A 24,890-nucleotide genomic window follows, 5' to 3' on the forward strand; every position below is an offset into this window, starting at 1 on the left:
CCGCCGGGCCGGGATCGTGACGCGGCGTCATGCGCCCGCAACACGCGCTGGGCGCGCGGCCGGCCCCGGTCGGGCCCGCGGTCGGCCGCGATCGGCCCCGGTCGGGCCCGCAGTCAGCCGCGGTAGGTCTCCAGCAGGCGCAGCCAGACCTCGCTGATGGTGGGGTAGGCGGGGACGGCGTGCCAGAGCCGGGAGAGCGGGACCTCGCCGACGACGGCGACGGTGGCGGAGTGCAGGAGTTCGGCGACGCCGGGGCCGGTGAAGGTGACGCCGACCAGCACCTCGCGGTCGAGGTCGACGACGGCGCGGGCCCGGCCGCGGTAGTCGTCGCCGTACAGGGCGGCGCCGGAGACGCCGCCGAGGTCGTAGTCGACGGCGCGCACCCGCAGTCCGGCGTCCTCGGCCTCGCGCAGGGTGCGGCCGACGGCGGCGACCTCGGGGTCGGTGAAGACCACCTGCGGGACGGCGGCGTGGTCGGCGGTGGCCACCGAGCGGCCCCAGGGGGCGAGGTCGAGCGGGCGGCCCGCGGCGCGGTCGGCGATGGCGGCGCCGAAGACCCGGCCCTGGTACTTGCCCTGGTGGGTGAGGAGCGCGCGGTGGTTGACGTCGCCCGCGGCGTACAGCCAGCCGGCCGGGACGGCGGTGGCGCGGCCGGTGTCGTCGGTGTCGATCCAGCCGCCGGGTTCGAGTCCGACGCTCTCCAGGCCGAGGTCGGCGGTGGCGGGGCGGCGCCCGGTGGCGAACAGCGCCTCGTCGGCGGGCAGCCGGGTGCCGTCGGACAGGTCGAGGGTCAGCGCGCCGCCGCCGGGCTCGCGGTGCACGGCGGTGACCGAGACGCCGAGCCGGACGTCGACCCCGGCGGCGCGCAGGCCGTCCGCGACCAACTGTCCGGCGAACTCCTCGGTGCGCTCCAGCAGCCGCCCGCCGCGCACCAGCAGGGTGACCTCGCTGCCCAGGGCCCGCCAGGCGGTGGCCATCTCGACCGCGACGACACCGCCGCCGACCACGGCGAGCCGGCCGGGGACGGCCTGCGCGGAGGTGGCGTCCCGGCTGGTCCACACCCGGGCGTCGGCCAGGCCGGGCAGGTCGGGGAGGGCGGCCCGGGTGCCGGTGCACACGGCGACGGCGTGCCGGGCGGTCAGGGTGCGCCGCCCGCCGTCGGGGGTCTCGACGGTGACCCGCCGCTCGCCGTCCAGCCGGCCGTGCCCGCGGACCAGGTCGATGCCGGCCGAGGCCAGCCACTCGGCCTGCCCGTCGTCGTGCCAGTGCGCGGCGAAGGCGTCCCGGCGGGCCAGCACGGCGGCCGGGTCCAGCGCCCCGGTGGCGGCCTCCCGGCTGCCGGCCACCCGGCGGGCGTCGGCGAGCGCGGCGACCGGGCGCAGCAGCGCCTTGCTGGGCATGCACGCCCAGTACGAGCACTCGCCGCCGACGAGTTCGCGCTCCACCAGGGCCACGCTCAGCCCGCCGGCGTGCGCCCGGTCGGCGAGGTTCTCGCCGGTGGGGCCGCCGCCGACCACCACCAGGTCGTAGCCGTCGTCCTCGGTGCCCATCCGCGCCCACCCGCTCTCTTCCGTGCGGCCGCCGTCCGCTGACGGCCCGTCGGGACCCATCGTGCACCAGTCGGGCGGCTCAGCGGCTCAACGGCTCAACGGGCCGCGGCTCAGCGGACCGCGGCTCAACGGACCGGCGGGGTGGCGGTGTCGAGGAAGAAGGTGTCGATCTGCCGGACGGCCCGGACGAAGTCGTCCAGGTTGACCGGCTTGGTGATGTAGGCGTTGCTGTGGTTGCGGTAAGCGGAGGAGATGTCGTCGGGCGCGCCGGAGGTGGTCAGCACCACCGTCGGGATGACCTTCAACTCCTCGTCGCTCTTGAGCACGCCGAGCAGTTCGCGGCCGTTCATCCTGGGCATGTTGAGGTCCAGCACGATCAGGTCCGGGCGGGCCAGCGCGGGGTCGCGCAGGCGCTCCAGGGCGGCCAGGCCGTCGGAGACCTGGGTGATGGTGCGGGTCGTTCCCCGGTCGAGCAGTGCTTCCTCGATCAGCAGGGCGTCGGCGGGGTCGTCCTCGACCAGCAGGATGTCGAAGAGGCGGTTGCTGAGAGGGGTGGCCATTACCGGCTCCGGTCCGTAGAAGAGGAAGGTCGTGCTGTCTGGCCGCTGCGGTCGGTCCTCGCCGCAATCAGCCCGGGCCACCTGCGGCGGGCACCCTGGCGGGTGATGCCGACGGCCTGTCCGAGTTGAGGGTAGCCCGCACCCGAACTGGCGGCCCGCAGCGCCGTCTGGTCGCACTGCTGGGCGACGGCCCACTGGAGGTGGGCCAGGACGCGCAGTCGGGCGAGGTGGTCCGTCTCCGGGTCCGCGCCGAACAGCCCGTGGGCCATCTTCCCGGCGAGTTCGGAAACAGCCGATGCGCAGAGCATGGACAGCTCGTCATCGGGCATCCGGTGTCGTGTCGGGTCCGCTGGCATGCGGGCATCCTAGGCGCCTTCCCGAGGCTTCGACAACACCTGTTGTCGGGCTGGGTGTACAGTACGGGCTGCTCGACCGGCGGGGACCCCCCCGATCGCCGGACGGACGGCGACGGAGGGTGCAGGTGGCTGGCACGGCGACGAATCGGCCCGGGCGGACCGGACGGCCCTGGGCCGCCTGGACCACCCGGCGGTGGGTGGGCACCAGCGTGCTCGCCGCACTGGCCGTCCTGGTGGTCCTCGGGATCCTCGGCGGCTGGGCGCTGGACCGCGCCTCCGACGCGACCGCCCGGCTCACCCAACAGAGCTCGCCCGCCCTGATCACCGCCGTCCGGCTGGACGCCGCGCTGGTCGGCCAGGAGACCGGCATCCGCGGCTACGGCCTGACCGGCGCGTCCGACTTCCTCCAGCCGTACACCCAGGGCCGCTCCGACGCCGACGCCAACGTCGCGCGGCTGCGCTCGCTGCTGGCCGGGGACGGGGCCGCGCTGGCCGACCTCGACGCGTTGCTCGCCCGGGTCGCCACCTGGCAGCGGGACATCGCCGAACCCGTCGCGGGCTCGCCCGGCGGCGCGCCCGTCCCGCTCGCCACCGTCAACGCCGAGATCGGCAAGGCCGACTTCGACGCCGTCCGGAAGGCGAGCGACGGCCTGCGCACCCGGCTGGAGGAGTCCCGGCGCCACTCGGCCGCCGAGCTCGCCGACGCCCAGACCTTCAGCCGCTGGGTGTTCGGCACCATCGCCGCCACCCTGCTGCTGCTGGCCGGTGCCGTCTTCCTCGGGCTGCGCGGCGTCACCCGGCCGCTGGACGACCTCTCCCGGGACGTCCGCCGGGTCGCCGCGGGCGACTTCGACCACCCCGTCGACGTCCCGCCCGGGCCCGCCGACCTGGCCCAGCTCGCCACCGACGTCGACCAGATGCGCCGCAGCCTGGTCGAACAGCTGACCGTCGCCGACCGGATCCGCAGCCGGCTCGACGAGCAGACCGCCGACCTGCGCCGCTCCAACACCGAGCTGGAGCAGTTCGCCTACGTCGCCTCGCACGACCTCCAGGAACCGCTGCGCAAGGTCGCCAGCTTCTGCCAGCTGCTCCAGCGCCGCTACGCCGCGCAGCTGGACGACCGGGCCAACCAGTACATCGGTTTCGCCGTGGACGGCGCCAACCGGATGCAGACCCTGATCAACGACCTGCTGGCGTTCTCCCGGGTCGGCCGGCTGCACCGCCAGTACGTGCCGGTCGACCTCGACAAGGTGCTCGCCGAGACCCGCGACGCGCTGGCCATCGCCCTGGAGGAGACCGGGGCGGAGATCACCGCCGACCCGCTGCCGACGCTGCCCGGCGACGCCACCCAGCTCGGCATGCTGCTGCAGAACCTGCTCAGCAACGCGCTCAAGTTCCGCTCCCCCGAGCGGCCGCCGCGGATCGCCGTCACCTCCCGGCGCGAGGGCGACCACTGGGAACTGGCCTTCGCCGACAACGGGATCGGCATCGACCCGGAGTTCGCCGAACGGATCTTCGTCATCTTCCAGCGGCTGCACACCCGCGAGGAGTACCCGGGCAACGGCATCGGCCTCGCCATGTGCAAGAAGATCGTCGAGTTCCACGGCGGCGCCATCGCCGTGGACACCCGGTACACCGGCGGCACCCGGATCGTCCTGACCCTCGCCGCCGAGGCCGCCCCGAAGCCCGCCGACGAGGCGGACCCGGCTTCCGCCGAGGTCCCCGACCCCCGCCCGGCCGCGACCGCCACGGCCGCCGCCGCCACGGCCACCGCAACGGCCACGGCCGCCGGGACCGCCGGGAGCACCCGGTGAACCCGCCCACCACCGCCACCGGGGACCGGCCGCAACTGAACGCGCCGCTCCTCGACCCCGCCTACCGGGTGCTGCTGGTGGAGGACGACCCGGGCGACGCGCTGCTGGTCGAGGAACTCCTGCTGGACACCGGCCTGGAGCACTCGCTGGCCTGGCAGCAGACCCTCGCCACCGCCGTCCGGCACCTGTCCACGAACGGCGCCGACTGCGTCCTGCTCGACCTCAACCTGCCCGACGCCACCGGGATGAGCGCGCTGGGCGCCCTGCAGACCGTCCGCCCGGAGACCGCGATCATCGTGCTCACCGGCCTGGACGAGTCCCGGGCCGGCGCCCTGGCGGTCGCCAACGGCGCCCAGGACTACCTGGTCAAGGGCCAGGTCAGCCCCGACCTGCTGACCCGGGTGATCCGCTACGCGGTGCACCGCAAGCAGGCCGAACGGGCCGCCGCCGAACTGCGCGAGAACCGGCTGCGGGCGCACGAGAACACCCGGCTGGAACGCGGCCTGCTGCCCACCCCGCTGCTGCACGGCTCCCCCGTCACCGCCGCCACCCGCTACCTGCCCGGCCGCGAACGCGCCCTGCTCGGCGGCGACTTCCTCGACGTGGTGCGCACCCCCGACGGCACCGTGCACGCGGTGATAGGCGACGTCAGCGGCCACGGCCCCGACGAGGCCGCGCTCGGCGTCTGCCTGCGCATCACCTGGCGCGCCCTCACCCTGGGCGGCCACCGCGGCTCCGACCTGCTGCACCTGCTGGAGGAGGTGCTGATCGCCGAACGCGTCCCCGCCGACAACTTCGCCACCTGCACCATCCTCGAACTGCGGCCCGACCAGCGCGAGTTGACCGTCCACCTGGCCGGCCACCACCCGCCGCTGCTGCTCTCCGGCGGCACCGCCCGGGAGCTGCCCGGCTCGTACGGCCTGGCCCTCGGCATCGCCCCCGGCCTCGGCGACTGGCAGCCCACCCGGCACGCCGTGCCCGCCGACTCCGGCCTGCTGCTCTACACCGACGGTCTGATCGAGGGCCACGCGGGCAGCACGCCGGACGCCCAACGCCTCGGCACCCCGGGCCTGATCGGCCTGATCGACGCGGCTGGCGGCGCCACCGGCGACCGGCTGCTGTCGTACCTGGTGGACCGCGCCCGCACCCTCAACGCGGGCCGGCACTCCGACGACATGGCCCTGCTACAGATCCGCTGGCCCTGAACCCCGGGCGCCCGCCCCGCTCTTCGCGCGGCCGCCCGCGTCGCGCCCGCGTCCCGGCCGTCCCCCGGCCGTCCCCCGGCCGTCCCCCGGCATGCCCCGGGACGGACGGGGTAGCCGCTCGGCGAAGCGCGAACCGACCCGGGGAGGGGCGATGGCGCACACCGACAGCAACACCGTGAGGGCCCTCGGCTGGGCCCGCCGCATGCCGGTCTCCGGTGGCGTGCGGGCCGGCCGCCGCTGGGCCCGCGAACACCTCGACGGACTCGGCTGGAGCACCGACGCCCCCGAGACCGCCGACGCCGTGGTGCTGGTGGTCTCCGAGCTGATCACCAACGCCCACATCCACGCCCACAGCAACGCCGACCTGCTGCTCACCTGGGACGGCTCCTACCTGTACGTCAGCGTGCACGACGACTGCCCGACCCCGCCGCGCCCGCGCCGGGCCGACCTGGGCGCCGTCTCCGGCCGCGGCATGGCCCTGGTGGAACTGCTCGCCGACGACTGGCAGGTCCACCCCGACGACTCGGGCAAGCTCGTCACCGTCCGCTTCCGCGGCCCGGACCAGCCCCCGCAGTGACCCGCCCGGCGCCGGGGTGTCACGCACCGCCGGGCCCGACGCGTTAGCAGGGCATGGATCACTCATCGAACCGGGCGGGGCCGGCCGACGGCCCGGGAACAGCCCGGGCACCGGAGTTCGAGGAATTCGTCGCGGCCCGGGAACGGCACCTGCTGCGGACGGCGTTCCTGCTCACCGGCGGCGACGCCCACCTCGCGGAGGACCTGGTGCAGGAGGCACTGGGCCGGGTCTTCGTGAAGTGGCGGAAGATATCCCGCCTGGAGAACCCGAGCGGGTACGCGCAGACCGTCCTGGTCAACACCTTCCTGTCCCACCGGCGCCGCCGCTCCAGCACCGAGCGGGTCACCGACGTACTGCCGGAGACCGGGGTCGACGACCCGGACCCGGCCCTGCGGCTGACCCTGCTGCGGGCGCTGTCGGCCCTCGCCCCGGCGGACCGGGCGGTGCTCGTGCTGCGGTTCTGGGAGGACCGCAGCGTCGAGGAGACCGCCGGCGTCCTGCGGATCGGCGACGGCGCGGTGCGCACCCGCACCAAGCGCGCCCTGGGCCGACTGCGGACGGTGCTCGGCACCGACCTCGACACCCTGACGGGCCGCCACGCGCCCCTTCCCACCCCAGGCCACGACAAGGCGGTACTCCACCATGCCCACTGACCACGAACTCACCGCCGCCCTGGCCCTGGCCCTGGACGACGCGGCCGAACTCGCCCCCACCACCACCGACGGCCGCCTGGCCGCCGCCGCCCGCCGCTCCGGCCGCCGCCGACGCCACCGCCAGTACGCCCTCACCGGCGCCGCGGCCGTCCTGGCCCTCGGCGCGACCGGCACGATCGTCGGCAACCTCCCGTCCGACTCCACGGGCCCGACGCCGGTACGAGCGGCGGACTCCGTCCCGCCCACGGGCCAACCGAAGTTCACCAGGGCCAACGTTTCACTGCCGTACAACGGGACGCAGCCGGAGTCGGGCCAGATGAACCCGCTGCGCCGCAGCTGGCTGAGCGAGTCGTACAGCATCTCGCTCCTGGACGGGTACACCACCGACGGGCTCGAGGAACTGGTCTGCCCCGACCCGGGGACGATGTACGAGGAGACCTGCGAGCGCTCCGTGCAGCCCGACGGGTCGGTGGTGCTCGTGCGCCGGGGTTTGCCGTACGACCCGGAGAAGCAGGCGGCGGCCGAGGGATACATGGTGCAGGGCGTCCGGGTCTTTCCGAACGGCCACCAGGTGGAGTTGTTCCAGTCCTACCGCGACAAGGCGGCGGAGCCGGTGGTGACGGAGGACGAGTTCGTCGCCGAGTCCGGGCAGGTGGACTTCCCGCAGCTCGACGCCCTTCCGACCGACGCCCCCACCGGGAGCGGTGCCCGGGGCTGAGCCCGCGCGAAGGCCGCTCCCCGGGAACCGTCGTCCGGGGAGCGGCCTTCCGCCGTGCTCGGCCGCGCTCAGCTCTGCTTGATCGCCGAGACGTCGAACTCCAGCACCACCTTGTCGCCGACCAGCACGCCGCCGCCCTCCAGGGCCGCGTTCCAGGTGACGCCGAACTCCTTGCGGCTGATGGTGACCGAGCCCTCCAGGCCCACCCGCAGGTTGCCGTAGGGGTCGACGGCGTTGCCGGTGTACTCGAAGTCGATGGTGACCGACTTGGTGGTGTCCTTGACGGTGAGGTCGCCGGTGACCCGGTAGTCGGTGTCGGACTTCTGCTCGACCTTGGTGGTGCGGAAGGTGATGTCGGGGAAGTTCGGCGCGTCCAGGAAGTCGTTGGTGCGCAGGTGCTGGTCGCGCTGCTCGACGCCGGTGTCGATGCTCTCGGTCTTGATCACGACCTGGCCGGTGGACTTGGTCGGGTCGGCGCCGTCCAGGTGCGCGGTGCCCTCGAACTGGTGGAAGGCGCCGCGCACCTTGGTGACCATGGCGTGGCGGGCGACGAACCCGATCCGGGTGTGGGTCGGGTCCAGGACGTAGTCCCCGGTGAGCTCGGGCAGGCTGACGGTCATGGGCGGCGCTCTCTCCTCGTGGCGGTGCGGGTGCGGGGTCCGGTGGCCGGTCCCCCGCACACGCTAGGCGCTGCTCCCCCGCGCACCGGACGTGACACGCGGTCAGGGGCGTCAGCCGAAGCGGCCGTTGACGTAGTCGGCGGTGCGCTGGTCGGCCGGGTCGGTGAAGAGGCGCTCGGTGGGGCCGGATTCGACGATCCGGCCGGGGGTGTCGTGGGTGGCGAGGAAGAACGCGCAGGACTGCGAGACGCGTTGGGCCTGCTGCATGTTGTGGGTGACGATGACGATGGTGACCCGGTGGCGCAGTTCGGCGATGGTCTCCTCGATCCGGCGGGTGGAGGTCGGGTCGAGCGCGGAGCAGGGTTCGTCCATCAGCAGGATCTCCGGGGAGACCGCCAGCGAGCGGGCGATGCACAGGCGCTGCTGCTGGCCGCCGGAGAGCGCGCCGCCGGGGGTGCCGAGCCGGTTGCTGACCTCGTTCCACAGGCCGGCCCGGCGCAGGCTGGACTCGACCAGGTGGTCGCGCTCCTCGCGACCCGCCCTGATGCCGGACAGCTTGAGCCCGCTGACCACGTTGTCGTACAGCGACATGGCGGGGAACGGGTTGGGGCGCTGGAAGACCATGCCGATCCGGCGGCGCACCTCGGCGGGGCGGCGGCCGGGCGCGTACACGTCCTCGCCCTCCAGCAGCACCTCGCCGGCCAGGGCGGCGCCGCGCACCATCTCGTGCATCCGGTTGAGGATGCGCAGGTAGGTGGACTTGCCGCAGCCGGACGGGCCGATCAGTGCGGTGATCTCGCCGGCCCGCATGGTGAAGGAGACGCGTTCGAGCACCTTGCGCTGGCCGAACCAGGCGCTGACCTCGCGGGTCTCCAGGCCGGACAGCGCGGAGGGGCCCGGCGTCGACGGATCGGCCGGAACGGGCGGCAGCGGCACCGTGGGCGGGTCGTCCCGGTCTCCGGACTTCTGGACGGGGAAGGGGGGTTGGGCGGTCTCGGTCATCGGGGGGCGGTCCTTTCCCGGGGAGCCGGAGGGTCTCAGTAGACGTTGGGGAGCAGGGCGGCGGCGTTCTCGTACACCGACCAGAGCAGGGCGGCGGCCACCGGCGCGAAGCACAGGTAGGCGGCGGAACGGCGCCAGCGGCGGGCCGTGACGACGGCGGCGACGACGGTCAACATCAGCGCCAGCGACCAGAGTTGGAGCGCGGGCAGGGCGCCCTTGTCGGCGGCCAGCACCTTGTCGGTGGCGGTGGCGGCGGGCCGCCCGGCCCCGGCCGGTTCGGGGTCGCCGTCGAGCCGGGCGCCGACCAGCACGGTGCTGGTCGGAATCCAGTCGGAGTCGCCGGTGACCAGGACCAGCCGGTTGGGTGCGGTGTCCTGGATCGGGTGGTCGCCGTCGCCGTAGGCGTTGACGGTGTAGTGGAAGCTGCCCTGGCCGGTGGTGACGTCGATCCGGTCGCCGACCTTGAGCCGGCCGAGGTCGGCGAACGGCGCGCCGAACGCGGTGGAGCGGCCGAACAGGACGGCCACGCCGGGCTGTCCGGGCAGCACGGTGTCGCGCCGGTGGCCGGGGCCGCGCATCAGGTCGCGGCCGGTGGTGCCCTCGAAGACCACGGTCTGGTGCAGGCCCAGGGCGGGGACGTCGAGGACGGCCAGCGGCGCGCCGTCCTCGGCCGGGCCGGTCGGCGCGGTGGCGTTGGCGAGCCGGTCGCGCAGGGTGGCGTAGGCGGTGGCCTGGTGGCGCGCCTCCTGCAAGCCGGACAGCGCGAGCAGGTAGCCGACGAAGCCGAGCAGCAGCACGGCGGCCAGCGTCACCGCCCGGGCGGCGACCGGCAGCCACTGCCGCCGGGGCCGGACGGGCGGGCCGCCCGCAGTGTCAACGGCTTTGGCGGGCACGGCGGTTGTCGACCGTTCGAGGGTGGGCGCGGTCATCTGCTGGTCTCCTCGGGTACGGCGGGCGCTGCGCCCGTGGCGGGCTTCGCGAACGCGGCAGGCTTCGCGAACGCAGCGGGCTTCGCGAACGCGACGGGCGCGGCGTCGACGGTCGGGGCGGTCGGGGCGGTCAGGGCGGTCAGGGCGGTCGGCTGCCGGTTCACCGGCCGCCCGCCGTCCGGTCGCGGCGGCGCCACCAGGCGGCCAGCAGCGGGGGGACGGTGACCACGCCGAGCAGTTCGATCGCGGTGAGCGTGGACAGCAGCCAGTCCTGCGGTCGGCCGCCGAGCGCGACCACCTGGGCGGGTGCGGCACCGCCGCCGCCCGAACTCCCGCCGCCCGCGCTGGAGTCGAGCACCTCACCGGTCTGCGGGTCGATGACCGCCGCACCCCCGTCCCCGGCACCGGCCCCGCCGGAGCCGTCCCCCGCACCGCCACCGCCACCGGCCCCGCCGGAGCCCGCGCCGGAACCGGACCCGGAGCCGCCCGTCCCACCACCACCGCCACTGCCCGAACCGCCCTTGCCGGAACCGGAGTTGGCGCCCGTCTTGACCGCCTGGCCGTTCTGCACGGTGCAGTCCAGCGGAGCGCCCTTCCGGTCGCACGGGCTGGGCTGCGGCGCGTTCTTCAGCACCGTCAGCTCGCCGGCCGAATTGAACGTCGGGTTGGGGCAGTTGTTGAGCGTGTCGGGGTTGACGGGGCTGGCGTTGCCGGGGATGTGCTGGGTCTGCAACAGCCCGCCGCGCACCAGGTTGCGCGGGATCGGCGAGTAGCCGAGGTCGTCGGCCTCGCCCTGCCCGGCGCACAGCACGTAGGCGAGGTAGCGGCTGAGCGCGCTGCCCTTGGCGTCGGTGAACCGCGGCGGCACCGGGAGGGCGGCGTTGGCCCGCGGCACGATCAGGTAGCTGTAGGAGGAGATCGGGTAGGAGCGGGCGTCGCCGTTGCCGTAGACGCCGTCGAGGTTCTGCTGCAGGTAGTCCGGGTCGCTGGTGGGCGTGTCGTCGTCGACGCCGCGGATCTTCGCGGCGGTCAGCGCCACGGCGACGTTGGACGCGGTGGGCAGGGTGTAGTACCCGGCCGGGTTGAGCACCTTGACGACGGGCCAGCCGGTGCGCTTGGCGAACGCGTACTCGTCGTAGCCGATCGCGCCGATGCCGGTCGACGACTGGATGTAGCCGGCCACCACGTCGGAGCCGTTCTGCGAGGTCATCCGGCCCGACGGCGGGTAGAACTCGGTGTACTCGCCGCAGCTGACGCCGTTGACCTTGACGCAGTAGGCGTCCCACTCGGCCTGGTGGGTGTGCTCCATCCAGCGGGTGAACTGGGCGGTGGCACCGGAGCCGTCGGAGCGCACCACCGGGGTGATCGGGACCTTCGGCAGCGCCCTGCCGTAGTCGGCGGTGATCTTCGGGTCGTCCCAGGAGGTGATCCGGTTGGTGAAGATGCCGACGATGGTGTCCGGCGACAGCCGCAGGTCGGTGATCTTCTTGCCGCCGAGCTCCAGGTGGTACATCAGCGCGGTGCCGCCGGCCGTGATCGGGACGTACGAGTACCCGTACACCGGGTTCTCCGCGCCGCCGAGGCCGCTGCCCGCCTTGCTCGGGTCGACGCCGTTGTCCCGCTTGCTGCGGAACGGCACGTCGGAGGCGGTGAAGTCGTCCTGGTTGATCGTCCACTGGACGCGCCCGGCCGCCGAGCCGCTCGGGTTGAAGTCGATCTCGATGCCCATCGGGCCGACGTCGCGCCGCCACTGGTCGATCGCCGGGCCGGCCCAGCTGGAGCCGTCGGCCTTCAGCGCGGTGGAGGCGGCGTACGCCGGGGACGCGCCGAGCAGCGCGGTGGGCAGGGCCAGCGCGGCGGCGAGCAGCGCGGTGGCCAGGTGACGGATGCGCACGGGACGGGTCTTCCTTCTGTGACGTGTCATCGGTTCTCCCTCGCCGGGGCGGTCATGGCCGGCGCGGTCATGGCCGGCGCGGTCATGGCCGGCGCGGTCATGGCCGGCGCGGGCGCGGGCCCGGACACGGCGGCGTCCGGGGCGGCTGCGGTGCGGGCCCGGCGCCGCGGGCGGCGGGTGGGCCGGTCGACGGGGGTGCGGTGGCGGCCCAGGACGCGGGCGGTGACGAACAGCACCAGCACCACGACCATCAGGGTCAGCGCGCCGGCGAACGCCCGGGCCACCATGTCGGGGTAGGGCTGCTTGACGTAGTTCCAGATGTACAGCGGCAGGCTGGCCTGGTTGTCGTGCAGCGGGTCGAGGTTCATCCGGGCGGTGAACCCGGCGGTGAGCAGCACCGGGGAGGTCTCGCCGACGCCGCGCGCCATGCCGAGCACCACGGCGGTGGTCAGGCCGGGCCGGGCGGTGGGCAGCACCACGTGCCACACGGTGCGCCACTGGCCGGCGCCGAGCGCGTAGGAGGCCTCCTTGAGGGTGCCGGGGACGAGCCGGACGACCACCTCGGCGGCGCGGGTGACGATCGGCGTCATCATCACGGTCAGCGCGAGCGAGGCGGCCAGTCCGCTCTTCTCGGCGCCCAGGGTGAGGATGACCACGCCGAGCACGAACAGGCCGGCCACCACGGACGGCAGCGCGGTCATCGCCTCGACCAGCGCCCGGACGGGCTTGACGAAGCGGGCGCCGCGCCGGGTGTTCCCGGCCTCGACCAGGAAGACCGCGGTGAGGATGCCGAGCGGGACGGAGAACAGGGTGGCCAGACCGAGCTGTTCGAGCGAGCCGACCACGGCGTGCAGGCAGCCGCCGGAGGTGATCGGCGACAGCGGGGCGGTGGTGCGCATCGTCTCGGTAAAGAAGTTCCAGTGCCGGGCGGCGTCCAGGCCGCGGACGGCGACGTAGCCGATCTGCTCGACGATGACGGCGACCACCAGCAGGCCGGAGCTCCAGGCCAGCGCGGTGGCCAGGCGTTCGCGGACGGTCAGGGCGTCCCACTGGAGCCGCCCGACCAGGGTGTACAGGGCCAGGAACAGCAGGTACCAGCAGAGCAGGAAGCCGAACGCGCCGCTGAACGGCAGGACCCGCTCGTACAGCAGCCAGTCCAGGGCGAGCGAGCCGGTGGCCGAGCCGAGCAGGGTGAGCACCTCCTCGCGGGTGGTGCCGCCGAGCTTGACCCTCCGCTGCTCGGGCGGTTCGGGCTGCTCTGGTTGCTCGGGCCGGACCGGCTGCCGGGTCGAGCCGGGCGCGGTCTCGGGGACGGCCTCGGGGACGGCCTCGGGGACGGTCTTGGCGAGTGCGGGATTCATCGGTCTCCTCCGGTCAGTCCGAGGTCGAGGCGCCGGACCGGGACCGGCTGATGACGAACCCGGCGGCCACGTTGACCAGCAGGGTGAGGGTGAACAGCACCAGTCCGGCGGCCATCAGCGCGGACAGCGAGAGGCTGTCGGACTCGCTGAAGCGCAGGGCGATCAGCGCGGAGATCGAGCCGCTGCCGTTCTCCAGGACGTGCCAGGAGAGCCGGAACACCGGGGAGATGATCAGCGCGACGGCGATGGTCTCGCCCATCGCGCGGCCGAAGCCGAGCATCACCGCGCCGATCACGCCGCCGCGCCCGAACGGCAGCACCACGGTGCGCACCATCCCCCAGCGGGTCGAGCCGAGCGCGTAGGCGCCCTCCCGCTCGCCGGCCGGGGCCTGGGAGAACACTTCGCGGCTGAGCGAGGTGATGATCGGGATGATCATCAGCGAGACCACTGTCCCGGCGATGAACGTCGAGGAGGTGTACGAGGTCGGGGTGTCGCCGGTGCGCACCCGCAGGAACGGCAGCGGCCCGCCGAGGTGGTTGGCCAGCCAGCGGCACAGGCCGACGATGCGCGGCTGGAGGAAGAACAGGCCCCACAGCCCGTAGACGATGCTGGGGATCGCGGCCATCAGGTCGACCAGCGAGACCAGCGCGGGCCGCAGCCGGACGGGCGCGTACTCGGAGATGAACAGCGCCGCGGTGAGCGAGACCGGGACGGCGATGCACAGCGCGATGAGCGCGATCAGGATGCCGTTGGGCAGCACGGCGGCGATGCCGAAGGTGTGCGCGGCGGTGCGCCAGTTCTGCTCGGTGAGGAAGGACCAGCCGACGGCGCGCAGCGCCTCGGTGCCGCGCATCAGCAGGAAGAAGGCGATCAGTCCCATCAGCACGAACACCGAGAGCCCGGCGGCGCGCAGCACGCCGCGGAAGGTCCGGTCGGCGGGCGAGGCGGGGGCGCTGATCCGGCGGGGCCGGTCGGGGTCGGGCGTCGGTGGCGGGACGCGGGTGTCCGTCGGCTGGACGGCGGCTGTCATGGTGTCAACTCTCCGCGCGGTGAGGGTTCCTGGGGTGCACGACCGGACGGCCCTCAGCGGGCCGGGGTCGCTCCGGGTGGGTCGGGGTCGCTCCGAGCGCCGGGGCGCTCCGAGCGGGCCTGGGTCGGTCAGTACCGGGGGCGCTCCGAGTGCCGGGCTTCTCCGAGTGGGCCCGGGTCGGTTCGCGTGGGCCGGACGGGCGCGCGGGGCGCCCGTCCGGCGGGCGGGTCAGCCGCGGCGGGTCAGCCGCGACCAGAGCCGCCCGGTACCGCGGCGGAGGTTCGCGCCGGCGGTGGTGCCGCCGAGGAACAGTGCCGCGGGTCCGCCGACCAGCAGGACGGCGCCGGTGGCGAGGATCACGGGCAGCAGCAGCCTGGCCATCCCGGCCCGGTCGGCCGCGGCCGACCGGGCGGCGGCGAGGCCGGGCGAGGCGCTGCTGCCGGGCGGGCCGGAGGCGGCGGCGCTCTGCGCGGTGGCGCCCGCGGCGCCCGCGCCACCGGTGTCGCCGCCGGTGGAGCCGGAGCCGCCGTCACCGTACGGGCCGGTGCCGCCCGTACCGCCGGAGCCGCCGGAGCCGCCCGTCCCGCCGGTGGAGCCGGAGCCGCCACCGGTGGAGCCGCCGCTGCCGCCCCCGTCGACCTCGGTGCCGGGCGCCTTGCCGGGCTGCGCGCTGTCCTGGGCGGCGACGTGGTCCGCGGCGGACTTCGCCTGGGATACCTGAGCCTTCGTCAGATCGGCGTAACCGACGGCGAGTTGGCCCGGACCGCGACCGTAGACCTGCCCCTTGCCCGGGTCGGTGACGCTGCTCACGAACCTGCTCACCGCGGCGGCCTTGGCCCCGCCGAGGCCCTCGGTGGGCACCATCGCATACTGCACCATGGTCAGCGGGTACGCCTTCGGGTCCTTCGCGTAGGCGGAGTTCCCGTCGTCGTACGGGAGCCGCTGGGTGCCGGTGGCCTCGTCGAACGGCATGTCCTGGGCGGCGGCCCGCATCGCGGTGATCGTCGGTGTGGTGAACGCGCCTGCCCCGTTGGGGAGTTCGGCCTCGGGCAGGTTCATCGCCTGGGCGCCGCCGCTGTCCATGACCGCGAACAGCGCCCGGCTGCCCGGCGCCATGGCGAAGCACTTGTCGTGCTGACCGTCGGCGTTGACGTAGGGCAGCTGGCAGGACAGCCGGTTCTCCAGCACCATCCGCAGCACCTGGCCGAGCCCGCCGAGCACGGGGTTCCACTCGTACTGCTTGTGGTTGTTGAGGCCCGAGTAGTCCAGCGTCTGGAACGAGTCGACCGGGTAGCCGGGGAAGCTCGACGGCAGGAACTTCGTGTTGATCCGGGTGCCCCACGGGTCGGCGGCGCCCTGGAGGAACTGCGCGGCGTCCGGGTCCGCGACGATCCACTCGGTCAGCCGGTGCACCAGGTCGGTGGTGCCGCCGACGACCACCGGCTCGGTGTTGGCGACGTTGCCGCAGGCGGGCCAGGTCACGTCGGGCGCGACGTCGGCGTTGAGCTTGCGGAACTCCTCGTCGTCGAACATGCAGAGCGGGTTGCCCCGGACGGTGTCGGTGTCGTCCGCGTTGTAGTGCCGGTAGGTCTGGGTGAGCATCTTCGCCAGCAGCCGCTGGTTGAGCCGCACCCGGCGGACCTGCCGGTGGGTGGAGCTGTCGTCGATGACGAAGACCACCGAGACCGCGGTGTTGGCGAGCGGCGCGTAGACGTACGGGCGGGTCGGCGGGTCGCTGCTCGGGATCGAGGTCAGCGCGACGTCCGCGCCGGACCTGCGCAGGAACGCCGACCGGGCCTGCGGCTCGCCGTTGCCGACGGAGTACTGCACCCGCAGCGGGTCGCTCTCCAGGCAGCTGCCGGTGCGCCACTGCTGCATCGCCCGGTCGGCCATCTCCAGGCCGATCGCGGAGAAGTCCGAGTCGCCGGCCGTGCAGGAGTCGGGGGTCGGCGCGAACTCCAGCGGGACGGTGACGTGCCGCTGCCAGGCGCAGGACTCGCCGGCGGGGAAACCGGCCTGGTTGCCCCGCGTCGTCTGCAGGAAGGAGGCGTCCGAGGCGGTGTCGATGTCGAAGTCGATGTCCCGCGTGTGGTCGTCGCAGTTGATCACCACGTCGGGGTAGGCGTTGGCCCCGAGCGAGTCGCCGCCGTAGTTCGGCTCGATCACCAGCGAGCACTTGTGGGTGGCGTCGCAGCCGAGGGTCTGGCTCTGCGCCGAGGTCCAGAGCTCGATGTCCGCCTCGCCGGTGCCGTCCGGGCGGGTCGCCGCGATCACCATGTTCGACGCGAACTCCGGCGCCGAACCGGCCTCCGGCCGCTGCTGCAGGAAGCCCTTGGCCGGGTCACCGCCGTACAGCGTGGAGCCGTAGCAGTCGGTGACCTGCGGCTTGTCGCCCCGGCACTGGTAGATCCGGACCGCGTAGTAGACGCCCGGGGCCAGCGGGGCGATGATCGGGACGGGCTGGTTCATGAAGTCGACGGTCGGCGTGAGGTCCGTCCAACTGACGTGCACCACCTGGTTCCTGAGGTCGTTGACCTGCGAGACGGTGACCGTCCCCCGCGGACCGTCCGTCCCGGTGCCCGGGTCGAACCGCGCCGGCCCCTCCACCGTCGTCCCCGAGGCCGCCCGCGCGGGCTGGACCCCCGGCCCGCCGAGCGGCAGGAACACGACGGCGGCGGCCAGCGTCCAGGCCAGCACGGCCGCCAAGTAGGCCCTCAACGGACGCGATCCGGTTCTCGGCCCCCACGGGCGGATTCTCATCGGCGCAGCACCTCCGGCGACGGCGCGCCAGATCGGGCACGCACGGATGACAGGGAGCGGAGCCGGCCATGCGACGGCTCCGACGATATTCGGCCAGTCCCGCCTGGCCGCCCGCTGTCCACCAGGTGTACGAGGCCCCAATTGGTGCTCGAATCAATCTCATTGACGTACTGTCAGGAAAATCCGCCCGCCTCCCGGGGCGGAGCGCCGGGGCCTGGTGGGACTGCTCGGGCTGCCTCGGCTGCCTCGGCTGCGCGGGCTGTGTGGGGTGTGGGGCGCGGGTGCGGGTGCGGGCACGGACACGCGTACCGCCCGACCGGTGGCCGGTCGGGCGGTACGGGGGCGTGCTCACCGACGAGGGCCCGCACGTGGTGCCGAGGGGGCGTCAGGAGGCGGGGGTGTAGGTCACCGTGAAGGAGCCGACGCTCTGGCCTGCCGCGAAGAAGGTGGTGTGCAGCTTGCTGTCGAGGTACTGGGCCCCCGCGGCGTCCAGCACCAGCGACTGGGCGGACAGGTGCTGCGTGGTGCCGGTGTAGTTGAGGACGTTCTCCCCCGCCGGGTCGAACAGCGCGACCGGGGTGGCCGAACCGTCCGGAACGGCGCTCAGCGTCCAGTCCTCGAAGGAGAAGCTCAGCTTGTGGAAGGAGACCGCACTGCCGGTCTTCGCGTCGACGAACAGCAGGCCGCCGCCGAGCTGCACGCCCCCGAAGAAGTCCCGCAGCCCACCGGTGCCGTCGGTCACCGGGAAGCTCGCCGACAGACCGGTGTTCACGTCGTAGCCCGCCGTGGCAGTGGGCAGCGGCACGGCCACGATCCCGGCCTGGGCGGCCTGCTGGAAGAAGGCGTTGCTCTCGTTGATCACCGCGCTGCCGGACGCCGGGGTGGCGGCGGAGGCGGAGGCCGCGGTGGCGGCGGTGGCGGCGGTGGCGATGAGCGCGAGGCCAGCGGCAGCGGCAGCGATCCGGACGGTGAGACGGGACATCGTGGCTCCTTCGGGCGGGTGCGGGGCGTACTCGGTGCGGGGTGCAGGGCGCAGGGGCGGGGTGCAGGGGCGCCGGTGCGGGGTTCGTGTTGCGTCATGCATGTCGCGTCACGCGTGTCGTGCCACGCATGTCGCGTCATCGGTGCGGCGTCACGCATGCCGCATCACGCGTGTGACGTCATCCATGTCGCGCCATGCGTGCGACGTCACACGTGTCACGCCACGCATGTCGCGACATTGGTGTGGCGTCATCCATGTCGCATCACGCGTGCCGCGTCATACGTGCCGTGACATGCATGCCACGTCATGCGCGTGGCGTCATGCGTGTCGCCGCACGCATGTGGTGTCACGGGCCGCCGCCCGTCCCGGCAGTTGCTGCGCGGGACGGGCGGCGGGTGGTGCGGGAGGAGACGAACCGGGGCGGGAGCGTCAGATGACGGAACCGCAGGAGCCGGCGGCCAGGTTCAGGTAGCCGTAGCTGGTGATGCTGGCCTTGCCGGCGGTGGAGCAGATGTAGCCCGCGGAGCCGAAGATCGCGTGCAGCGCGGTGCTCTGGGTGGTCGCCGGGCTGGCGTTCCACTCGCCGGCGCGGACCACGTTGTAGAGCACCCGGCCGTAGGTCGGGTTGGCGAACGCGGGGTTCAGGGTGCCGGTCCCGGTCAGCGGGGCGACGCCGTTGATGCTGCGCAGGGTCAGGTTGCCCTTGTCGTCGGTGGCGGTGGTGTGGCCGTTGGCCTGGCCCACCCAGTGGCCGACCGAGTACGGGAAGATGACGTCGAGGTCGTTCAGCGCCAGGTCGGTGCCCTCGTTCTCCTCCGGGCCGCTGACGACACAGGCGCCCAGGGTCGGGTTGCCGATCGCGGTCAGGAAGAAGGAGCGGGTGCCGGAGGAGAGCTGCGGCAGGTAGGGCTTGATGGTGCCGGCGGTGCCGCCGAAGGCGGACCAGTTGGTCTTGCCGACCTTGCAGGAGTAGATGTCGTTCAGGTCCTGGGTGGTCAGGTTGGCCGGGGCATGGCCGCCGGACTTCGCCGACCAGGTCACCGCGTCCTTGGCGAACGCCACGAACAGGTCGGTGGCCGGGTCGGTGGCCTGCCGGGTGCGGGAGGAGCGCGCGAAGTCCAGGGTGGCACTGGTGTTGGCGTTCAGCGCGGAGATGCCGGCGCCGGAGCCGTTCGGGCGGGTGATGGTGGTGGCGCCGCTCTTCGGGGTGATGGTGGCGGAACCAGTGGCGTCCCAGCTGTACAGGTGCGGCAGGGTGGAGCCCGCGCCCAGGGAGGCGTTGTAGTCGACCGAGAACTGGTTGAGCAGAGCCTGCGTGGTGTCCGAGCCGGCACCGACGATGTCCTGGGCGGCCGGGGTGACGCCCGTGGCCGGGTCGGCCATCGCCGGGACGGCGACGGTCGCGAGGGCGGCGGTGGTCATCGCGACGGCCGCGAACGCCTTGGCAGCGGTGTGACGCATGGTCCTGTTCCTCCATAAAGGAAAGTCCTAGCTGGACCGGGCCTGGCGGGGCCCGGTGCCGGAGAGCTCCGCGGCTTCCCGGCGGAGCGATCCTCGCCGGGACCACCCGCCGCCCGGAAGCACCGACCGCCACTCCCGGCCCACCGTCCGCACCTTGATCACTCCCGCAAAACACCTGGTGGAGACCGCAGTTGACCGCTCATCGATCGCACCTCGACCGGCGTACGCGTTCTTCTCCAGGTGTGCCCACGGGGTCGCCCCGGCCATCTCCGCTTCACTCCCGCTGCACCACCCGCGCGCAACTCCCACCGCGCGCCCGCAAGTTGCTCCGCCCCTTCCGGATCGGGAGGACCGCGGAGGATGACGGAGGAAGACGGAGGACGGCGGAGGACGGGCGCGGCCGGGAACGCCGAAGCCGCCGTGGGGCGCGCCTGGACCGGCACGCCGCACGGCAGCGGGAGTTGATGGCGGGCGGTCGACCCGGCTACCAGGCGGACGGCGGGGTCGGCCCACCGCTCAGGCGACGCAGCCGCTGGACGTGGTCGGCGCCCTGCAGGAAGGCGGTCACACTCTGGCGGCACTGGTCGCGGCGCAGGTAACCGCGGGCGCTGCGGGCGATCGCCTCGCCGCCGCCCGCGCCGGCCCGGGTGGTGCGGGTCGGCAGGTGTGCCGTCCAGATCCAGAGCCGGTCCTCGCGCTGCCCAAGGACGAACCGCAGGGCGGCCCGTTCGGCCAGTAACTCACCTATTCCGGCCGCGAGTTCACGGTCGTCACGGTAGGCGCGGACGGCCGAGGCGAGCCGTCTGCCGTTCGCCGCGACCAGGGACCAGCCGACCCGGCCGTCCGCCCCGCGCACCGGTACCAGCCGGGGACCGCGCCCGGCCGCCAGCAGGCTCACGGCCCGCCCCCGAACCCGGCCCCGCCGCCACCGCCGCCACCTCGGAAACCACCGGGCCCGAGCAGGGCAGCGACCGGCCCGACACCCGGCACGGCGCCCGGCCCACCGCCTGGCCCACCGCCCGGCCCGACACCTGCCCCGCCGCTCGCCCCAACGCCCGATCGAACGGTCGGCTCCACCGCCGCCGCCGAGCCCGATGGGCCGCCCGGCACCACGCCCTCCGCCACGCCCTCCGCCACGTCCGACGCCACGCCCGGCACCACGCCCTCCGCCACGCCCGGCACCGCTCCCGGCCGCGCCGCCGCCTCGGACATCCGGGCCACCAGCGCCATGAAGCGCCGGAACGCGTTCTGGCAGGTCGCGTAACGCTCGTACGCCCGACTCGACTTGACCAGTGGATTGCCGCGCGGCCCGGGGACCACCCAGGTCCAGCCCAGGCCGTCGCGGACATGGGTGATCCGCGCCACCAGCGCCGGCCCCAGGGCGACCAGCTCCGCGAACGCCCGCTCGGCGTCGCCGGACGACTCGTGGACGGAGGAGGACACCGCCACCACCCGCCCGTTCATCGCCTTGAGCTGCCACTGGAACCGCCCGTTCGGCGCCCGCTCCGTGAACAGGCCCTCCCCGCGCACCGCCGCTACCCCCGGATTGTCCGCCGGTGCGCGCCCGTTCCCCGGCCGCGCCACCGAACACCCTGCCGACCCGCGCGAACCGCGAACCGGACGCACATCGTCACGCGGCGAACGCTATGTGTGCACGGAGGAAGCGCGGAAGTGGAATCCCCCTCCCGCTGCCGCTGTTCGCCGCGAAGTTCTCCCTTGTTAATGCGGGCCGCTTTCCCGGGGCGGGACGGCCGTCGATTCCACGGAGCCGGGAGTTCGCCCGGGCATTGCCGACGCTTTGCCCGGGGAGCCCTCGAACGCGCTGTGCATCGTGCACATTATGTGCATCATACATAGCGTGTGTACTATGCATATGAACGAAGCGGGACCCGGAACCACGGAAGGACGCAGGTCATGGAACGCCTCAAGGACAAGGTCGCGGTGATCACCGGAGCCGGCAGCGGCATCGGCCGGTCCGCTGCCGAGCTGATGGCCGCCCAGGGCGCCCTGGTGGTCGCCGCCGACTACGACGGCGCGGCCGCCGAGGAGACCGCCCGCCTGGTCGAGGCGGCGGGCCGGCACGCCCTGCCGCTCACCGTCGATGTCACCGACGAGCACTCTCTGGAGGAGCTGTTCGCCGCCGCCGTCCGCGAGTTCGGCACCCTCGACGTGCTGTGCAACCACGTCGGCGGCACCGACCCGCGCCGCGACCTCGACCTGCTGCGGATGGACTTCGAGGAGTTCGACCGCGCGGTCGCCCGCAACGTCCGCTCCACCCTGATCGGCTCCCGGCTCGCCCTGCCGCACCTGATCAAGGCCGGCGGCGGCTCCATCATCAACACCGCCTCGGTCGCCGCCCTGGTCGGCGACGTCACCCAGACCGCGTACGGCGCGGTCAAGGCCGCGGTGGTCAGCATCACCAAGTCCATCGCCGTCCAGTACGGCCCGCAGGGCGTGCGGTGCAACGCGATCGCCCCCGGCGCCGTCCTCACCCCCGCGCTGCGCGACAACCTCCCGCAGTCGGTGATCGACGCACTGCTGGCCGGCAACGCCCTCCCCTACCTCGGCGAGCCCGAGGACATCGCCCACACCATGGTGTTCCTCGCCTCCGACGAGTCCCGCTACCTCACCGGCCAACTCCTGGTCGTGGACGGCGGGATGACCATGCAGTCCTCCGCCGCCCCCGGACGCCGCGCCATGCTCCCGTCCTGACCCCGCGGCAGCGCGCCCACCGGGCGACGGCGGACGCCCCGGCCCGTCGCCCGGCCCGCACCTCTCCACGCACCTCCGCTCACCCCGATTGCCGCAAAGTTTTCGTTTCCGGTACGAATGTTGCGAGGATGCTACACGTCCCGGCGGGTGCGGGTCCGAGCCGCCGGGGCGCCCCATCCGCGCCCGTCGGGGCGCTACTATCCGAGCCATGAGCGCTGCAGAACTCGAACCCGACCCCGCACCGACCCTGTCGGAGATCGCCCGGGCGGCCGGCGTCTCGGCGCCGACAGTTTCGAAGGTGCTGAACGGCCGGGCCGACGTCGCGCCCGCGACCCGCGCCAAGGTCGAGGAGATCCTGCGCCGCACCGGCTACCAGCGCCGCCGCACCTCCGCGCCGCCGTCCCGACTGCTCGACCTGGTGTTCCACCAACTGGACAGCGCCTGGGCGATGGAGGTGATCCGGGGGGTGGAGAACGTCGCCCGGGACGAGGGCCTGAGCGTGGTGCTCTCCGAGTCGGCCGGGCGGCTCACCCCGGGGCAGACCTGGGTGGACGGGGTGCTGGCCCGCCGTCCGGCCGGCGTGGTGCTGGTGCTGTCCGAGCTGGACGCCGCCCAGCGCGACCAACTCACCAGCCGCGACATCCCGTTCGTGGTGCTGGACCCGGCCGGCGACCCGGCCGAGGGGGTGCCGGCCGTCGGCACCGGCAACTGGCAGGGCGGCCTGGCCGCCACCCGGCACCTGCTCGACCTGGGCCACCGCCGGATCGGGATGATCTCCGGCCCGTCCGGCATGATGTGCAGCCGTGCCCGGATCGACGGCTACCGCACCGCCCTGGGCACCGCCCGGCTGCCGGTCGACCCGGAGCTGATCCTGGAGGGCAACTTCCACCACGAGGCCGGGTACGCCGCCGCCCGCACCCTGCTCACCCGCCCGGACCGGCCCACCGCCATCTTCGCGGGCAACGATCTCCAGGCCCTGGGCGTGTACGAGGCCGCCCGCGAACTCGGCCTGCGGGTGCCGGAGGACCTCTCGGTGGTCGGCTTCGACGACCTGCCGCTGGCCCGCTGGGTCGGTCCGCCGCTCACCACCGTCCGCCAGCCGCTGGTCGAGATGGCCGAGACGGCGGCCCGGCTCGCCATCGGGCTCGGCCGGGGCGAGCAGCCCACCGCCACCCGGGTCGACCTGGCCACCAGCCTGGTCGTCCGGGCCAGCACCGCCCCGCCGCCGGCCGGGAACTGAACGACGCCCACCAACTCTCCTGCGCGGTCCGGACGTTCCGGGCCGCGCAGAGTGGTTGACGCCCCCGCCGGGCTCGCCTACCGTCGTCCGGGTCACACCGGAACATTCGACAAGTGTGCGAAACTTTCGAATCGATCGGAGGGAGCGCCGTGGCCGATCCCGGATTCGCCGCCGCCACCGGCCGCCCGCTGTCGACGGCGCCGTCCGGCACCCTCGCGCTGACCTTCGACGACGGTCCGCACCCCGACTCCACGCCCGAACTGCTCGACGCCCTGACCGCCGCCGGCCACCGCGCCACCTTCTTCCTGTGCGGCGCGCAGGCCGAGCGGCACCCCGAACTGGTCCGCGCCCTGGACCGGGCCGGCATGGCGATCGCCAACCACACCTGGTCGCACCCGGCCCTGCCGGACCTGCCGCTGACCGCCGTCCGGGACGAGATCCACCGCACCAACCGCGTCCTGGCGAAGCTCACCGGCCGCCCGCCGACCCTGTTCCGCCCGCCGTACGGCGCCACCTCCCCCGAGGTGCGGCGGGTCGCCGCCGACGCGGGCCTGACCGAGACGCTCTGGGACGTCGACCCCCGGGACTGGGACGGCACCGAGCCCGCCGAGATCGTCGCCGTCCTGGCCGCGGCCCGGCCCGGCGACACCGTCCTGCTGCACGACCACGGCAACCGCAACACCGTCACCGCGCTGCCCGCGGTCCTCGCCGCGCTCACCGGCCGCGGCCTGCGCTCGACCGCCCTCCCCCGGCACTGACCGCACGGCCCCGCACGCCCCTGCACGATCCGCCTCCCCTCCAGACCCCGGTGGCCGGACGCACCCGCCCAGCACCACGCGCCCGGCCACCGGCGGAACCACCCACCGCGGCAAACCACCCGCCGCAGGCGGCGAGCCGCCCGTCAGCGCCGTCTGCGGCGGCACACCGGCGTGCCGTCGACGGCCGCGGCGATCAGCGCGACGTCGTGCAGGACGTCCGGCGGGACGTCCCGGTCGGTCCAGTGGTGGAAGTAGGCCCGCACGTGCGCGGCGAGTTCCTCCGGTCTCGGCTCCCCGGCCGGGCGCAGCGCGATGACGGGCCGCCGGGTGCCGATCAGGTGGAGCTCCAAGGGCCGGGCGGCGGAGTCGTAGGCGGCCGTGATCTCGTCGGTGAAGTCGGGTTCGGTCAACTGCTGGAGTTCGGCGTCGTCCGCGCAGGACATCAGTTGGCCGTCGTCGTCGAGCAGCAGGCAGGGGAAGTCCACCGGGCTGAGGTGGGCAGGCTCCGGAGGGCGGCGGCGCGGGAATCCGGGGAGGCGGGGCGGGCGGAACGGACGGAACGGGCGGATCGGCACGCAGCGATCATGCCAGGCGGTTGATCCGCCCCTCCCCCGGCCGGGAGACGGCCCCGCCGCCAACCGGCGCCGGCACCGCCACACGCCACCACACGCCGCCGCACGCCGCGACGTACGGCCGCGTGAGCGGCGG

The 24,890-nt window shown here is 73.9% G+C and carries 24 protein-coding genes; 8 read left to right on the forward strand and 16 right to left on the reverse strand.

From position 1 onward, the window contains the following. Positions 1-113 precede the first annotated feature (113 nt). The 3 genes from HUT16_RS04100 to HUT16_RS04110 form a co-directional block, all read right to left on the reverse strand. The gene (locus tag HUT16_RS04100) at positions 114-1,550 is read right to left on the reverse strand and encodes an NAD(P)/FAD-dependent oxidoreductase (RefSeq protein WP_176185528.1); all 1,437 of its coding nucleotides are present in this window, start codon (positions 1,548-1,550) and stop codon (positions 114-116) included. Positions 1,551-1,675: 125 nt separating this feature from the next. Then, on the reverse strand, positions 1,676-2,110 hold the full coding sequence (locus tag HUT16_RS04105; RefSeq protein WP_176185530.1) for a response regulator: 435 nt from the start codon (positions 2,108-2,110) through the stop codon (positions 1,676-1,678). Continuing rightward, a complete protein-coding gene (locus HUT16_RS04110; protein ID WP_176185532.1) occupies positions 2,110-2,439 on the reverse strand; it encodes a hypothetical protein in 330 nt (109 codons plus the stop codon). Before HUT16_RS04110 ends, HUT16_RS04105 begins: the two co-directional genes overlap by 1 nt. Before the next feature lie 224 nt (positions 2,440-2,663). Between HUT16_RS04110 and HUT16_RS04115 the strand changes: the two genes are divergently transcribed. The 5 genes from HUT16_RS04115 to HUT16_RS04135 all read left to right on the forward strand — a co-directional run bounded on the left by HUT16_RS04115 (position 2,664) and on the right by HUT16_RS04135 (position 7,433). Beyond that, positions 2,664-4,280 carry an ATP-binding protein gene (locus HUT16_RS04115; protein ID WP_254897625.1) on the forward strand — a complete coding sequence of 539 codons (1,617 nt, stop codon included), beginning with the start codon at positions 2,664-2,666 and terminating at the stop codon, positions 4,278-4,280. A gap of 35 nt (positions 4,281-4,315) precedes the next feature. Beyond that, positions 4,316-5,485 (forward strand): PP2C family protein-serine/threonine phosphatase, encoded by a 1,170-nt coding sequence (locus tag HUT16_RS04120; protein WP_176192476.1) that lies wholly within the window; start codon positions 4,316-4,318, stop codon positions 5,483-5,485. A gap of 151 nt (positions 5,486-5,636) precedes the next feature. After that, complete coding sequence (locus HUT16_RS04125) at positions 5,637-6,062, forward strand: ATP-binding protein (protein WP_176185535.1); 426 nt, start codon at positions 5,637-5,639, stop codon at positions 6,060-6,062. Positions 6,063-6,115: 53 nt separating this feature from the next. Further along, on the forward strand, positions 6,116-6,715 hold the full coding sequence (locus tag HUT16_RS04130; RefSeq protein WP_176185537.1) for a SigE family RNA polymerase sigma factor: 600 nt from the start codon (positions 6,116-6,118) through the stop codon (positions 6,713-6,715). Further along, positions 6,705-7,433: a hypothetical protein gene (locus HUT16_RS04135; protein ID WP_176185539.1), complete on the forward strand. Its 729-nt coding sequence runs from the start codon at positions 6,705-6,707 to the stop codon at positions 7,431-7,433. The genes HUT16_RS04130 and HUT16_RS04135 overlap by 11 nt, the downstream gene beginning before the upstream one ends. 68 nt (positions 7,434-7,501) lie before the next feature. Here HUT16_RS04135 and HUT16_RS04140 read toward each other — a convergent pair whose 3' ends face one another. The 12 genes from HUT16_RS04140 to HUT16_RS04195 form a co-directional block, all read right to left on the reverse strand. Beyond that, positions 7,502-8,053: a YceI family protein gene (locus HUT16_RS04140; protein WP_176185541.1), complete on the reverse strand. Its 552-nt coding sequence runs from the start codon at positions 8,051-8,053 to the stop codon at positions 7,502-7,504. A gap of 111 nt (positions 8,054-8,164) precedes the next feature. Further along, positions 8,165-9,055, reverse strand: a complete 891-nt coding sequence (locus HUT16_RS04145; RefSeq protein ID WP_176185543.1) for a phosphate ABC transporter ATP-binding protein — start codon at positions 9,053-9,055, stop codon at positions 8,165-8,167. 35 nt (positions 9,056-9,090) lie between these two features. Beyond that, positions 9,091-9,984: a sortase gene (locus HUT16_RS04150; protein ID WP_176185545.1), complete on the reverse strand. Its 894-nt coding sequence runs from the start codon at positions 9,982-9,984 to the stop codon at positions 9,091-9,093. Next, complete coding sequence (locus tag HUT16_RS04155) at positions 9,981-10,148, reverse strand: hypothetical protein (protein WP_176185547.1); 168 nt, start codon at positions 10,146-10,148, stop codon at positions 9,981-9,983. Before HUT16_RS04155 ends, HUT16_RS04150 begins: the two co-directional genes overlap by 4 nt. Next, positions 10,145-11,878, reverse strand: coding sequence for a substrate-binding domain-containing protein (locus HUT16_RS39100; RefSeq protein WP_176185549.1), 1,734 nt, complete (start codon positions 11,876-11,878; stop codon positions 10,145-10,147). Before HUT16_RS39100 ends, HUT16_RS04155 begins: the two co-directional genes overlap by 4 nt. 26 nt (positions 11,879-11,904) lie before the next feature. Next, positions 11,905-13,239 (reverse strand): phosphate ABC transporter permease PstA, encoded by a 1,335-nt coding sequence (pstA, locus tag HUT16_RS04165; RefSeq protein ID WP_254897626.1) that lies wholly within the window; start codon positions 13,237-13,239, stop codon positions 11,905-11,907. A 13-nt stretch (positions 13,240-13,252) separates the two neighbouring features. Next, positions 13,253-14,269 carry a phosphate ABC transporter permease subunit PstC gene (gene pstC, locus HUT16_RS04170; RefSeq protein ID WP_176185551.1) on the reverse strand — a complete coding sequence of 339 codons (1,017 nt, stop codon included), beginning with the start codon at positions 14,267-14,269 and terminating at the stop codon, positions 13,253-13,255. A gap of 228 nt (positions 14,270-14,497) precedes the next feature. After that, on the reverse strand, positions 14,498-16,987 hold the full coding sequence (locus HUT16_RS04175) for a hypothetical protein (RefSeq protein WP_176185553.1): 2,490 nt from the start codon (positions 16,985-16,987) through the stop codon (positions 14,498-14,500). Positions 16,988-17,414: 427 nt separating this feature from the next. Then, the gene (locus HUT16_RS04180) at positions 17,415-18,011 is read right to left on the reverse strand and encodes a hypothetical protein (RefSeq protein ID WP_176185554.1); all 597 of its coding nucleotides are present in this window, start codon (positions 18,009-18,011) and stop codon (positions 17,415-17,417) included. A gap of 429 nt (positions 18,012-18,440) precedes the next feature. After that, positions 18,441-19,472: a substrate-binding domain-containing protein gene (locus tag HUT16_RS04185; protein ID WP_176185556.1), complete on the reverse strand. Its 1,032-nt coding sequence runs from the start codon at positions 19,470-19,472 to the stop codon at positions 18,441-18,443. 484 nt (positions 19,473-19,956) lie between these two features. After that, positions 19,957-20,370, reverse strand: coding sequence for a hypothetical protein (locus tag HUT16_RS04190; RefSeq protein WP_176185558.1), 414 nt, complete (start codon positions 20,368-20,370; stop codon positions 19,957-19,959). Further along, the gene (locus HUT16_RS04195; protein ID WP_176185560.1) at positions 20,367-21,002 is read right to left on the reverse strand and encodes a hypothetical protein; all 636 of its coding nucleotides are present in this window, start codon (positions 21,000-21,002) and stop codon (positions 20,367-20,369) included. The genes HUT16_RS04190 and HUT16_RS04195 overlap by 4 nt, the downstream gene beginning before the upstream one ends. A 384-nt stretch (positions 21,003-21,386) precedes the next feature. Here HUT16_RS04195 and HUT16_RS04200 point away from each other — a divergent pair, with 384 nt between their 5' ends. The 3 genes from HUT16_RS04200 to HUT16_RS04210 all read left to right on the forward strand — a co-directional run bounded on the left by HUT16_RS04200 (position 21,387) and on the right by HUT16_RS04210 (position 24,182). Beyond that, entirely contained in the window at positions 21,387-22,184 is a 798-nt protein-coding gene (locus HUT16_RS04200) for an SDR family NAD(P)-dependent oxidoreductase (RefSeq protein WP_176185562.1), read from the forward strand. A 208-nt stretch (positions 22,185-22,392) separates the two neighbouring features. After that, on the forward strand, positions 22,393-23,424 hold the full coding sequence (locus HUT16_RS04205) for a LacI family DNA-binding transcriptional regulator (protein ID WP_176185564.1): 1,032 nt from the start codon (positions 22,393-22,395) through the stop codon (positions 23,422-23,424). 149 nt (positions 23,425-23,573) lie between these two features. After that, positions 23,574-24,182, forward strand: a complete 609-nt coding sequence (locus tag HUT16_RS04210; RefSeq protein WP_217712022.1) for a polysaccharide deacetylase family protein — start codon at positions 23,574-23,576, stop codon at positions 24,180-24,182. Positions 24,183-24,325: 143 nt separating this feature from the next. Here HUT16_RS04210 and HUT16_RS04215 read toward each other — a convergent pair whose 3' ends face one another. Continuing rightward, positions 24,326-24,667: a hypothetical protein gene (locus tag HUT16_RS04215; protein WP_176185566.1), complete on the reverse strand. Its 342-nt coding sequence runs from the start codon at positions 24,665-24,667 to the stop codon at positions 24,326-24,328. Positions 24,668-24,890 lie beyond the last annotated feature (223 nt).

This window comes from Kitasatospora sp. NA04385 (assembly GCF_013364235.1).
GTDB lineage: Bacteria > Actinomycetota > Actinomycetes > Streptomycetales > Streptomycetaceae > Kitasatospora.